The organism is Flavobacterium sp. CFS9 (genome assembly GCF_041154745.1).
Taxonomy (GTDB): domain Bacteria; phylum Bacteroidota; class Bacteroidia; order Flavobacteriales; family Flavobacteriaceae; genus Flavobacterium.
Genome location: NZ_AP031573.1, coordinates 2,369,378 through 2,382,435 on the forward strand (window position 1 = coordinate 2,369,378; position 13,058 = coordinate 2,382,435).

A 13,058-nucleotide genomic window follows, 5' to 3' on the forward strand; every position below is an offset into this window, starting at 1 on the left:
TCAGTCATATTAATTGATGAAGTTTTTTTTTGCAGGATTATGAAAAGAATAATTTTACTCAGCTTATTTTTTGTACTCGCACTAGTGGGTGGCGTTGCTGCACAAACTAAAGTGAGTGGAATTGTTTTGGACAAATCGAACCAGCCGATTCCGTTTGCAAATGTTGTTTTTAAAGGGTCGAATACAGGAATCGTTTCGAATGAAGACGGACGTTTTTATCTCGAATCGCCTAATACCTATACCACTTTAGTTGTGAGCTCAGCGGGATTCTCTGACCGGGAAGTTACGTTGGAAAAAGCGGTAAACTATGATTTTAAAATAGTTTTAAGTGAAGCTGAAGCGCTAAACGAAGTCGTTATTTTTACCGGAAAAACATCTAAGAAAAATAATCCGGCACTGGATATTCTGAGAAAAATCTGGGAACGTAAACGGAAGAACGGATTGTACCAGTTTAGTCAGTATCAAATGCAGAAGTATGAAAAAGTCGAGTTTGATATGAACACGATTGATAGTGCTTTTATGAAGAATAAACTCTTCAAAGGAATGGAATTTGTGTTCCAGCATGTTGATACATCTGAAGTCACCGGAAAAACGTATCTGCCCATTTTCATAAGTGAATCACTTTATGATGTATACGGAGATAATAAATTAAAGAAAACTAAAGAGAACCTGACCGGAAATAAAACTTCCGGGTTTAATGGTAATCAGCAGATTTTGTCTTTTGTAAAAGATCTTTACTCCGATTATAATATTTACGACAATCACCTTAAATTTTTCGATAAGAGCTTTACAAGTCCGCTTTCCAGAACCGGAATTGATGTTTATAATTATGTTTTAAAAGACAGTGCTTATGTCGATAAAAAATGGTGTTATAATATTGTTTTTTATCCAAGACGTAAAAACGAACTGACTTTTAAAGGGGATTTTTGGGTAAACGATACCACTTTTGCGATCAAAAAAATTAATATGGCCGTTACGAAAAGTGCCAATATTAACTGGGTAAAGGACATTTATATCGAACAGGAGTTTGAGGTAGAGAATGATTCTGTATTTCTCTTAACCCGAGATTATATGATGTCTGATTTTGCTTTAAACAAAAAAGAAAAATCAAAAGGGGTTTACGGAAAACGTACTACATTATATAAAGATCATAAATTCAATCTTCAAAAACCGGAAAGTTTCTACAAGCAGGAAGTTAATTTTATCGATAATTCCGTTTATACCAAATCGGATGAGTTTTGGAATGAAAACCGTTTTGAAAAACTCAACAAAGATGAAGCGGGTATTTATAAAATGCTTGACACGCTGCAAACTGTCAAAAGATTCAAGCAACTCTATAGCTTAGTTTCTATTCTGGGCAGTGGTTATGTCGAGTTTAGGAATTTTGATTTTGGACCTATCTTTTCAACATTTGGTTATAATGAAGTTGAAGGGTTGCGATTGCGTGCAGGAGGAAGGACTTATTTTGGTCCGAACGATCCTTGGCGTATACAAGCTTATACTGCTTATGGTTTTGATGATAATAAATTCAAATACGGAGTTTCCGGAAAATGGATGGTGGACAAGAAAAACCGTATCATTATCTCCGGAGGAAACAGACGCGATATCGAACAAATAGGTGCGAGCTTAACAACTACAAACGATATTTTAGGACGAAGTTTTGCTTCTTCCGCCTTATTTACTACTGGAAGTAATGGAAAATTGACAAACATTAATCTGAGCAATGTTTCCCTTGAAATGGAACCTCTTAAGAATTTTGTTGTTCAGGCAGGAATTTCATACAGAACATTACAATCGGCTTCTCCTACTTTTAGTTTAGATTATTATACTACTTTACCAACGGCGGCAAATCCGGCGGGTGTAATAGCTAATAAAGTAACGCAGTCAGAGGCGAACATTCAGTTTGAGTTTATGCCTAATCGTAAAACGATAGGTTTTGGAGTAGAGCGAAATATTGTTGACAGTCCGTTCAGTCATTTCTTTGTGAACTTTAGTTATGGTTTAAAAGGGGTCATGAATAGTGATTTTGCTTATCAAAAAGTGCAGTTGTTTTACAAGCAGCCTATTATTATTGGGCCATTAGGAAGATCTAATATTATTATTGAAACCGGAAAAACCTTTGGTACAATTCCGCTGGGATTAATGAGTGTAATACCCGGAAACCAGACTTATTTTACGATTGAAAATACCTTCAGTAACTTAAATTTCTACGAGTTTGTAACCGATCAGTATACTACTTTACAATGGAATCATGATTTTGGCGGAAGGCTGTTTGCAAGAATTCCTTTCATGAGAAAATTAAACTGGAGAGAATTTGTAGGAATCAGAGCTGTACATGGAACTATTTCGGATGCCAATCGTGCCATTAATGCTTCGGGGTTACCTTATAATGCACCCGAAAATGTGTACTGGGAATACAATGCCGGAATTGGAAATATATTCAAAGTATTCCGTCTTGACTTCTCTTGGAGAGGAAATTACCTCAATATGCCGGATGCAAGCAAATTTGCAATAAAAGGATCATTTGGTTTTTATTTTTAGATAAATTGTCAGATTTTTTCTTAATTTAGTTTCTATGAGTATAACTATAGAAAGTAAGAATCTAAATTGGACAAATAATCTTAGAGTTTTAGCCACTATCAGTGTGATCGTAGTGCATGTAGCCTGCGATATTCTGTATCAGTACGGTCATATATCCAATTTTACCTGGTGGACAGGTAATGTTTACGATGGTCTTGTTCGTTTTTGTGTACCGGTTTTTTTGATGCTTACCGGAGCATTAATGCTGAACAAAAAATACGAACTGAATGATTTTTTGAAAAAAAAGTTCTCGAGAATTATTTTACCTTTCTTATTCTGGAGTCTTTTTTATGTTCTGTTAACAGTCAGAAGCGAATTTTTGTTAGAATCTGAAAAAGCATTTGTCGATATTTTTAAGCGTGCCTTTATACTCATTATCGGAGGGAGCTCCTTTCATCTATGGTACATTTATATGGTTATTGGGATTTATCTTTTTATCCCGATTCTCAGCAAGTGGATTCAGAATGCCAATGAAAAGGAGATATTGTATTTTCTGGCCATTTGGATTTTTGCTTTAATGATTAATCAGCCCATTTTTTCTAAGTTTCGAATCAATGTTGATCTGACTTATTTTACTGGTTTTTTAGGATATCTGGTTTTGGGTTATTATTTGTCAGTCAAGTCATTTCAATATGATGCCAGGAGATTGAAACAGATTTCTGTACTCTTACTTTCTTTTGGAGCTATTATTACAATTTTCGGAACTTATTTTCTGTCGATATCGGAAGATCGTTTTAATGAATATTTTTATGGTTACCTGACTTTTAATGTCATGATCGTTTCTATTGGATTGTTTATCTATTTCAAAAATTCAAAAATTTCAAATCCAACCCTCATTCGGGTTATTAATTTTATCAATAAATACAGCTACGGAATCTATCTGGTCCATATTCTGGTACTTCGCTTTCTGGTCTTTTCAGGAATTGATTATGATTTTATAAATCCGATTTTGGCTATTCCGATTACTACTTTATTGTGTTTGGTTATATCTTCTTTCATAATTTACGGAGTGAATAAACTTCCATATGGTGAGTACATTTCAGGATAATTATTGCAGTAATTTTGTTTAATTTTGAGTAATCTTAAAACAAAGTCATGCAGGAAGCTATCGATTTTCTATCCGCCAGGAACCCTGTTTTTCTGGAAATTATCGACAAATACGGATTGCCGCCCATTCCAAAACGCCCGCAAGGTTTTGAGACTTTGGTATTGCTTATTTTGGAGCAGCAAGTTTCAATAGATTCGGCAAAAGCTACGTTTTTAAAGATAAAGGCTTATACGACCTGTAGTCCTGAAAATATGATAGAATTATCGGAGGAAGAGTTTCGAAATTTAGGAGTGAGCCGTCAAAAGACGAAATACATTAAAATATTGGCAGAAGCCGTTTTGAGTAAAGAATTGGACATTGAAAGTCTGGCCACAAAATCGGCAAAAGAAGTTCGTGAAGAGCTTATTAAACTGAAAGGAATTGGAAACTGGACCATTGATATTTATCTGATGTTCTGTCTTCAGGAACCCGATTTGATTCCGTTGGGAGATATTGCAGTAGTTAACACTATTAAAGAATTATTGGATATTCACGACAAAAAGGAAATGGAAATTCATGCGGAACAATGGAGTCCGTATCGGTCTTATGCCACCTATCTGCTTTGGCATTATTATCTAAACAAAAGAAATCGAAAGATTACGTATTAACTCCCTGTTTTTTAAAAGAAAAGTGCGGAGATAAATGCAGTTTTTTATTGTAAAAAGGGATTCTTTAGTTACTTTTGCAGTCGAAATTATAGAAACAATAAAAAACAAAAATGACCGCAGACAAACTAACAACTTTCGATGTGTTAATCGAAATACCAAGAGGAAGCAGAAATAAATACGAGTATGATTTTGAAATTAAAAGAATGCGTTTCGACAGAATGTTGTTCTCTTCAATGATGTACCCGGCTGATTACGGATTTATTCCTGAAACTTTAGCTCTTGATGGTGACCCTCTTGATGTATTGGTTTTAGTAAACGAACCAACTTTCCCTGGATGTGTTATGGAAGTAAAACCAATTGGTGTTTTCCACATGGCAGATGATAAAGGACCGGACGAAAAAATTATTTGTGTACCAGTTTCTGACCCAATCTGGAATTCATTAAATGATCTTTCTGATATCAACGGACACTTAGTAAAAGAAATCGAGCACTTCTTCCAGGTATACAAAGACCTTGAAAACAAAAAAGTAGATGTAGAAGGATGGGGAGACGTAAACGAAGCTTATGCTATTATTGCAGAGTGTACAAAACGTTTTGATGATATTGAAAACAAACCGGAAGGATTATTTAGCATTAAATAATTTATAACCCGCCCAATTATAAAAAAAGCAATACTACCGTCAGGAGTATTGCTTTTTTGTTTAAATTCGTTTGAGTTAGTTTATTGACTTTTAACTATTAACCAAAAAACCATTACTAGATTATGAATGCATTTATGATTTATTTGCCAATCGTTATGGCAATTTTAGGATTACTTTTCATGGGAATAAAAAGGGCTTGGGTTTTAAAACAAGATGCGGGCGACGGAAAGATGAAAGAGATTTCAGAACACATTTACGAGGGAGCCCTCGCCTTTTTAAAAGCCGAATATAAATTATTGACCATTTTTGTAATTATTGCCAGTATTGCATTGGCCGGAATTACTTTTATTCCGGGAGTTAAAACGCATTTATTAATAGTAGTTGCTTTTATATTTGGAGCCTTATTTTCAGCTTATGCCGGTAATATCGGGATGAAAATAGCGACAAAAACGAATGTTAGAACGACGCAGGCTGCCCGCACGAGTTTACCGCAGGCTTTAAAAGTTTCGTTTGGCGGCGGAACCGTAATGGGACTTGGGGTTGCAGGTTTAGCAGTGTTAGGACTTACGGGGTTCTTTATTATCTTCTTTAATATTTTATCAGGAGGGGTATGGAAAGATACCGAAACGATGACGGTTGTTCTGGAAACGCTGGCAGGGTTTTCACTTGGTGCCGAATCTATTGCTTTATTTGCCAGAGTAGGCGGAGGAATTTATACCAAAGCTGCCGATGTGGGTGCTGATTTAGTAGGTAAAGTAGAAGCCGGAATTCCGGAAGATGATCCACGTAACCCGGCTACAATTGCCGATAACGTTGGGGATAATGTAGGTGACGTTGCCGGTATGGGAGCCGATTTGTTTGGGTCGTATGTAGCAACTGTTCTGGCCGCAATGGTTTTAGGAAATTACGTGATTAAAGATATGGGAGGCAATATTCAGGATATTTTTGGAGGAATCGGTCCAATTTTGCTTCCAATGGCAATTGCCGGTTTCGGGATTTTATTCTCGATTATCGGAACCACACTGGTAAAAATAACAGATGATAATGCGAAAGAAGCGCAGGTACAAAAAGCATTAAATATAGGAAACTGGGTTTCTATTGTCCTTACGGCAATTGCCTGTTTCTTTTTAGTTCAGCACATGTTACCGGAAGTGATGACAATGGAATTCTTCGGAGAAGGATCGCAACAGATATCTTCTATGCGAGTTTTTTACGCTACTTTGGTAGGTTTAGTAGTTGGTGGAGCCATTTCATCTGTTACGGAATATTATACAGGATTAGGAACAAAACCGGTTTTGGCCATTGTGCAAAAATCATCAACAGGAGCGGGAACAAATGTAATTGCCGGTTTGGCGACCGGAATGATCTCAACTTTTCCAACCGTTTTATTATTTGCAGTAGCCATTTGGATTTCTTATGCTTTGGCAGGATTTTACGGGGTAGCTTTGGCGGCTTCGGCAATGATGGCTACAACAGCCATGCAATTGGCGATCGATGCTTTTGGTCCAATCTCTGACAATGCCGGAGGTATAGCTGAAATGAGTGAATTACCTAAAGAAGTACGTACCAGAACCGATATTTTGGATTCAGTAGGAAATACTACTGCTGCAACCGGAAAAGGTTTTGCAATTGCCTCAGCAGCTTTGACATCTTTGGCACTGTTTGCAGCTTATGTAACTTTTACCGGAATTGACGGAATCAATATTTTTAAAGCACCAGTTTTAGCCATGTTATTTGTTGGAGGAATGATTCCGGTTGTTTTCTCAGCTTTAGCGATGAATTCCGTTGGAAAAGCAGCTATGGATATGGTATATGAAGTACGCCGTCAGTTTAAAGAGATTCCGGGAATTATGGAGGGAACCGGAAAACCTGAATATGGTAAATGTGTTGAAATTTCAACGAAAGCCGCTTTACGCGAAATGATGCTGCCGGGGATTTTAACGATTGGCTTTCCAATTGCAATTGTGTTAATTGGTAAATTAGTTTATGCAGGCAACAATCAGTTAATTGCGGAGATGTTAGGAGGCTATATGGCCGGAGTAACGGTTTCCGGAGTACTTTGGGCCGTTTTTCAAAATAATGCCGGTGGTGCCTGGGATAATGCTAAAAAATCATTTGAAGCCGGAGTTTTAATCAATGGAGAAATGACGTACAAAGGATCGGATGCGCACAAAGCAGCAGTAACAGGAGATACTGTTGGAGATCCGTTTAAAGATACTTCAGGGCCTTCTATGAATATCCTGATTAAACTGACATGTTTGATTGGTTTAGTTATTGCACCTATTTTAGGAGAAGGTCACTCAGCTTCAGGAATGACAGAAAAAGGTTCTTGTTGTAAAAAAATGGAAATACACCTTGGAGGAGATTCTAAATGTGGAGATTTCTCAAAGATGACTAAAGAAGAATGCGCCAAAATGTGCAAAGAAAAAGGATGTTCTGCAGAAGAAACGGCAAAATGTCTCGCACACTATGATGCTAACGGAAAATACGTTCATCAAAAAACAGATTGTTTTGATACTACCCAATACAGTAAAAAAAGAGTAGAAGTTAATTTGTCTACGGTTAATGGGGTTACAGTGGGAACCGTAACCAAAACCGAAAACGGTAAAACGACTACAGAAGTTTTTGAAGGAACAGAAGCCGAAGTAAAAGCAAAAATTGAAGCTGTGAAATAAAGAAATAAAATTGTCAGGTTTTAAACGTTGACAAAACTTTTAAAAGTAAAATGCCTCTGAAATTCTCAGAGGCATTTTTATTAGTGTAAATTCGTGAAATTCGTGTTTCTAAAACAATCCGTTTAGCTCAGCATCAATTCTGTTAATGATGTTTCCTAAGTCTTCCGGATTATCTACGAAGTTAATATTGTCAACATCAATAATCAATAATTTCCCTTTGGTATACGTCTGAATCCATGCTTCATATCTTTCGTTCAGACGGCTTAAATAGTCGATTGAAATCGAATTTTCGTAATCACGTCCGCGTTTGTGAATCTGTCCTACCAGATTGGGGATAGAGCTTCTCAGGTAAATTAATAAATCTGGAGCTTTTACTAATGACTCCATTAATTCAAAAAGAGAAGTGTAATTTTCGAAGTCACGACTTGTCATCAATCCCATAGAATACAGGTTGGGAGCGAAAATATGAGCATCTTCGTAAATGGTTCTGTCCTGAATAATTTTCTTTCCGCTTTCGCGAATTTGTAATACCTGACGGAAACGGCTGTTTAGGAAATAAATCTGAAGATTGAACGACCAACGCTCCATTTGATGGTAAAAATCATCTAAATACGGATTGTCAACTACGTCTTCGTAATGAGGCTCCCATTTAAAATGTTTCGCCAACAATTTAGTTAAAGTAGTTTTTCCGGCTCCTATATTTCCTGCTATTGCTATGTGCATTACGGTGTTACGATTTTATAATTTGTGATTTCTTTAGCTGTAAAAATAGATAAAATTTGGTCTTTGTAATAGAATTTGTCGAAGGATTTTTCTAAAATCTCAATTTCAGAAAATGCATTGGAATCCGGACTTGTAATATCTTTAAAATACAACAAATTAGCCTTGCTGAAAAGATATTGATGAGGATTCATGATTTCGACAGCATCAAAATCGGGTATTTTGCCTAAAGCCGTTATTTTGCCAAAAATAGTACAGGAGAACCAATTGTTTTTTTTGTCAATCCAATAAAAAGTATTGAAATCGGTCAGGTAATATTTTATAGGTTCTGTTAATGGTGTAGAAACCGTTTTATATTCGTTATTCAGATAATCAAAGAGACCAATTTGCTGATTTAAAGAATTGTAAATCCATAATTGATTTTGCGCTGACATTCCAATTGCCGAAACGATAATTGGGGTGTTGTTGAATGAAAAATTAATCTCAGTAATTTTATTCAGCTGATTGTCGAGTAAAACCACTGTATTGAAGTCTTCGTAAAACAGAACTATTTTAAGCGGATTTTGCAAATCGACTTTCGTAATGGTTCCGAGAGAAACATTTTTATATTCGAAAACCTCTTTTTCTTTGATTTTGGAGAAGACATTATTTTTGATCTGGTAGTAGTATCCAAACGAATCATAACCTAAAAACTGATCGACATTATTAGTAAAATGAGAGACTAGGGTTACCTTTATTTTTAGGTTTTGCGAAAACAACATTGGGAAAGAACAGACCACAAAAAGAAAGGATAAAAGAAAAGGATGTGTCGTTCTGTTCATGATGTTTACGTTTCTAACTGCCAAATTACAAAAAACTACAGTAGAAATGGCGCAAAATGATAAGATTTAGAATTGCCCTTTCAGAAATTGGAATGGTATGACTAATTAGTGATTTTGTCTATATCTTGAGGGAGTTGATCTATTTAATTTTCTGTATTTTAAAATAAACAATACATTTGAGTATAAGTTTATTAGACCAAATTCACTATTTAAAAATACCACAATGAAAAATGCAATCTATTATATGACATTGATGCTTGTAATCACACAGATGCAGGCTCAGAAAGATTTTCAGGGAATGGCGGTTTACGAATCGAAAACACAGGCTCCGAAAATGGGAGAAATACGTACGAATCGTGAAATTACACCCGAAATGCAAAAGAACATGGAAGAGCGAATGAAGAAAATGCTCGAAAAGACATTCATTCTGAATTTTGACAAATCGGCTTCTATTTATAAGGAAGAAGAAAAGCTCGAAACTCCGGGGCAACAAGGTGGAGGAATGCGCGTTATGGTGAATTCGTTTATGGGTGGTGGCGGAACTTTTTATAAAGATGTTAAAGCCAAAACATACACCGTAGATAAGGAATTTATGGGGAAAGAGTTTCTGGTAATAGATTCTCTGCCGAAGCTAAACTGGAAAATGGAATCTGAAACAAAACAAATTGGAGGGTACACCTGCTACAAAGCAACAGCAGTAAAAGAAGCCAGCAAAACAGATTTTAGGAATTTCAGACCTAAAAATAAAGAGGAGAAAAAAGACGATACCGGGAAAACTTCAGGAGAAACGAAGACCAATTTTGCGGATAATTTCGAAATCCCTAAAGAGATTATTATCACGGCCTGGTACTCGCCGGAGATTCCGGTAAATCAGGGACCTGAGAATTATTGGGGACTACCGGGTTTAATACTTGAAGTAAATGATGGAAGAACGACTATTCTATGTTCGAAAATAGTATTGAATGCGAAAGAAAAAATAGAAATTAAACCTTCAAAAAAGGGGAAAGTAATTTCTCAGAAAGATTATGACGAAACGGTCATTAAAAAGATGGAGGAATTGAGAGAAATGAACCGCGGTCGCGAAGGTGGTCCGGGTGGAGGTCCGATACTGATAAGACGTTAATTTAGAGCACATCATTTTTAGTTTTTTCCAATGAAAAATATACTTGTCTTCGTTATTTTTTTAATGACGTCTCTTTGTGTTGCCCAAACCGTACGTTTTGATGGTTTTATTCAGGACGAGAAAAAGAATCCATTGGAAATGGCCAATGTGATGGCAGTTAACACAGCTACAAAAGCTATGGATTCGTACGGGATTACCAACGACAAAGGGAAGTTTCAATTGACATTGAAGCCTAACACTTCTTATTCAATCAAGATAAGTTACCTTGGGATGAAATCAAAAGAAATTGCGATTTCAACTCAAACGGCTAACATCGCTCAGAACATTGTTATGGACGGTGCCGAAATTGAATTGGAAGGTGTTGAGATTGTTCGTGAAATGCCGGTGTCGATTAAAGGCGACACCATCGTTTATAATGCAGATTCTTTTAAATCCGGAACCGAAAAAAAGCTGGAAGATGTATTGAAAAAACTGCCGGGAGTTGAGGTAAATGCCGATGGAGAAATTGAAGTCGAAGGCAAGAAAGTCAGTAAGCTGATGGTTGAAGGAAAAGACTTTTTTGATGGAGATACCAAACTTGGGGTTAAAAATATTCCGGCCGATGCTATTGATAAAGTTCAGGTTCTGAGAAATTACAATGAAGTTAAAGCATTAAAAGGTCTGGAGAACGATCAGGATAATGTGGCGATGAATATTAAACTAAAAGAAGGTAAGAAGAACTTTTGGTTTGGCGATGTGACTGCCGGAGTTGGTGTGGCAGAGCTTGACAGCCGTTATATCATCAACCCGAAATTGTTTTACTACAGTCCGGAATACAGCATCAATCTGATTACCAATTTTAATAATATAGGTGAATTACCTCTCACGGCACAGGATTATTTTAAGTTCACAGGAGGGTTTAAAAACATGATGAAAAAAGGAGGAAGCAATTTTAATGTTTCGTCTAATGATTTGGGAATTTCGATTTTGAGAAACAATCGTGCTAAAGAAATTGAAACAAAATTCGGGGCAACAAACTTTGCTTATACCATTACCAAAAAATGGAATATCAGCGGTTTCGGAATATTATCTACTTCAAAAACAGATCTCGAAACCAAATCGAAAACGACTATTTTAGATTCCGGAAATGAACAAAAAAGGGACGAACTAACGCATCAAAAGAATAATTTAGGACTTTTTAAACTCAGTTCGAGCTATAAACCCAGCGAAAAGTTTCAGTTTGATTACGATATCTTAACCAAATTATCCAGACAAAATGAAGATAGCAATCTGCTGCGTGAATCGGTTCTGGGTAATATTTCAGCTTTAGAAACTATTTTAACCAATAAAAAGCAGGATCCGACTTCGGTAAATCAGGATTTGAGTTTGTATTATACCCAGAGCGACAAAAATATCTTTGCTTTTGAAATGCAGCACTTGTATCAGGATGAAAATCCGTTTTACAATGCCAATTTACGTACGCAGCCTTTTGATCTGGCCGGTTATACTTCCGGGCAAAACAGAAATGACCTCAATCAGGAACGGTTTGTAAAAACCAATAAAGTCGATGCTAAACTGGATTACTACTATATGGTAACGCCAAAAAGCAATATTAATATTACGCTCGGAAATACATTTTCGTATCAGGATTTTAATTCCCATATTTTTCAGATTTTGGACAATGGAACCAAGAACGATCTGAATGATCCGACGAATAACAATCAGGTACAGTACAATTTTAATGATGCATTTCTGGGGTTTCACTATAAAATACTGGCGGGCAAATTTACGTTGACACCGGGAGTCAGTGTGCATACTTACAATATGAAAAATACTCAATCAGGAACCGACTATTCGCAAAATTTCATAAAAGTACTGCCCGATTTTTTTGCCTTGTACCAAATCAAAAAATCAGAATCATTAACGTATAATTTCTCTTTGTCGAATGATTTTACCGACATCAATCAGTTGGCTTCGGGTTATGTTTTGTCCGATTACAGCAGTTTGTTCAGAGGGAATCGCTATCTGGAGAATGCCACATCGCAGGTGCACTCTTTGCGTTATTTCAAATACAATATGTTCAATTTTGAGAATATTTTTGCCAACGCGACTTACACTAAAAAAGTAGATGCCATCAAAACAAAAGCAAATTTTGAAGGGATAAACCAGTCTTCATCACCATATAACTCGAACCTGGCCGATGAAACTTTTACCGGAATGGGGAATTACGGACGTTCTTTCCTTAAAAATTATAAAGCTTCTGCCAATGCAACTTTCAACTGGTCAAAATTCAATAACATTCAGAACAATATTCTGGCAACAACAGAGAGTTTTAGTCAAAGTTATACCGTAAAAGCTTCAACAAATTATAAAAACTTCCCGAACATAGAATTTGGATATAATGCACTAATTAATAAATACAGCGGATCAACATTTTATACGGATAAGCCTTTTGCCAGACTGGATTATTACTTCCTTAAAAGCTTTTCATTTGTTTCGGAATATGAATTTTACCATTATTACAACGGTGACAAAACGGTGGACAACGAGTATGATTTTTTGAGTGCCAGCTTAATTTATCAAAAAAAAGACAGCAAATGGGAGTATAAAATCGCAGCTACCAACCTGTTGAATACAAAATACCTTAACGATGACAGCTTCTCGCAGTTCTCTACCCGGGTTTCACAATACACTGTACAGCCCCGTTATATCATCTTTTCAATGAAATATAATTTATAGTATTTTAGGTACAAATGTTATATTTTTAGTACTCGATTTCAATTACAATACGGTATCTTTGCGCGCGATATTAACAACCAAAATT

General features: G+C 36.1%; 9 protein-coding genes. 7 read left to right on the top strand and 2 right to left on the bottom strand.

The genetic code is table 11. The features are described 5' to 3' along the window. Positions 1-39 precede the first annotated feature (39 nt). From ACAM30_RS10415 to ACAM30_RS10435, 5 genes are all read left to right on the top strand, one after another. The gene (locus ACAM30_RS10415) at positions 40-2,541 is read left to right on the top strand and encodes a DUF5686 family protein (RefSeq protein ID WP_369618428.1); all 2,502 of its coding nucleotides are present in this window, start codon (positions 40-42) and stop codon (positions 2,539-2,541) included. 34 nt (positions 2,542-2,575) lie between these two features. After that, positions 2,576-3,628 (top strand): acyltransferase, encoded by a 1,053-nt coding sequence (locus tag ACAM30_RS10420; RefSeq protein WP_369618429.1) that lies wholly within the window; start codon positions 2,576-2,578, stop codon positions 3,626-3,628. A gap of 47 nt (positions 3,629-3,675) precedes the next feature. Next, positions 3,676-4,275, top strand: a complete 600-nt coding sequence (locus ACAM30_RS10425) for a DNA-3-methyladenine glycosylase (RefSeq protein ID WP_369618430.1) — start codon at positions 3,676-3,678, stop codon at positions 4,273-4,275. A 110-nt stretch (positions 4,276-4,385) separates the two neighbouring features. Then, the gene (locus tag ACAM30_RS10430; protein WP_017498356.1) at positions 4,386-4,916 is read left to right on the top strand and encodes an inorganic diphosphatase; all 531 of its coding nucleotides are present in this window, start codon (positions 4,386-4,388) and stop codon (positions 4,914-4,916) included. A 122-nt stretch (positions 4,917-5,038) separates the two neighbouring features. Beyond that, complete coding sequence (locus ACAM30_RS10435) at positions 5,039-7,591, top strand: sodium-translocating pyrophosphatase (protein ID WP_369618431.1); 2,553 nt, start codon at positions 5,039-5,041, stop codon at positions 7,589-7,591. Positions 7,592-7,699: 108 nt separating this feature from the next. Here ACAM30_RS10435 and ACAM30_RS10440 read toward each other — a convergent pair whose 3' ends face one another. Together ACAM30_RS10440 and ACAM30_RS10445 are read right to left on the bottom strand one after the other, a co-directional pair. Then, entirely contained in the window at positions 7,700-8,314 is a 615-nt protein-coding gene (locus ACAM30_RS10440) for a deoxynucleoside kinase (RefSeq protein WP_068845799.1), read from the bottom strand. Then, positions 8,314-9,132 (bottom strand): hypothetical protein, encoded by an 819-nt coding sequence (locus ACAM30_RS10445; protein ID WP_369618432.1) that lies wholly within the window; start codon positions 9,130-9,132, stop codon positions 8,314-8,316. The genes ACAM30_RS10440 and ACAM30_RS10445 overlap by 1 nt, the downstream gene beginning before the upstream one ends. Before the next feature lie 223 nt (positions 9,133-9,355). On the opposite strand from ACAM30_RS10445, the gene ACAM30_RS10450 reads away from it, so the two are divergent. Together ACAM30_RS10450 and ACAM30_RS10455 are read left to right on the top strand one after the other, a co-directional pair. After that, positions 9,356-10,255: a GLPGLI family protein gene (locus tag ACAM30_RS10450; RefSeq protein WP_369618433.1), complete on the top strand. Its 900-nt coding sequence runs from the start codon at positions 9,356-9,358 to the stop codon at positions 10,253-10,255. A gap of 30 nt (positions 10,256-10,285) precedes the next feature. Further along, a complete protein-coding gene (locus tag ACAM30_RS10455) occupies positions 10,286-12,973 on the top strand; it encodes a carboxypeptidase-like regulatory domain-containing protein (protein WP_369618434.1) in 2,688 nt (895 codons plus the stop codon). The last annotated feature ends 85 nt before the right edge of the window (positions 12,974-13,058 follow it).

Bases quoted from the DNA above. Each gene is read 5' to 3' on its own strand.
- ACAM30_RS10440 (WP_068845799.1), bottom strand. From the start codon at position 8,314: ATGCACATAGCAATAGCAGGAAATATAGGAGCCGGAAAAACTACTTTA.
- ACAM30_RS10430 (WP_017498356.1), top strand. From the start codon at position 4,386: ATGACCGCAGACAAACTAACAACTTTCGATGTGTTAATCGAAATACCA.
- ACAM30_RS10415 (WP_369618428.1), top strand. From the start codon at position 40: ATGAAAAGAATAATTTTACTCAGCTTATTTTTTGTACTCGCACTAGTG.
- ACAM30_RS10450 (WP_369618433.1), top strand. From the start codon at position 9,356: ATGAAAAATGCAATCTATTATATGACATTGATGCTTGTAATCACACAG.
- ACAM30_RS10445 (WP_369618432.1), bottom strand. From the start codon at position 9,132: ATGAACAGAACGACACATCCTTTTCTTTTATCCTTTCTTTTTGTGGTC.
- ACAM30_RS10455 (WP_369618434.1), top strand. From the start codon at position 10,286: ATGAAAAATATACTTGTCTTCGTTATTTTTTTAATGACGTCTCTTTGT.
- ACAM30_RS10435 (WP_369618431.1), top strand. From the start codon at position 5,039: ATGAATGCATTTATGATTTATTTGCCAATCGTTATGGCAATTTTAGGA.
- ACAM30_RS10420 (WP_369618429.1), top strand. From the start codon at position 2,576: ATGAGTATAACTATAGAAAGTAAGAATCTAAATTGGACAAATAATCTT.
- ACAM30_RS10425 (WP_369618430.1), top strand. From the start codon at position 3,676: ATGCAGGAAGCTATCGATTTTCTATCCGCCAGGAACCCTGTTTTTCTG.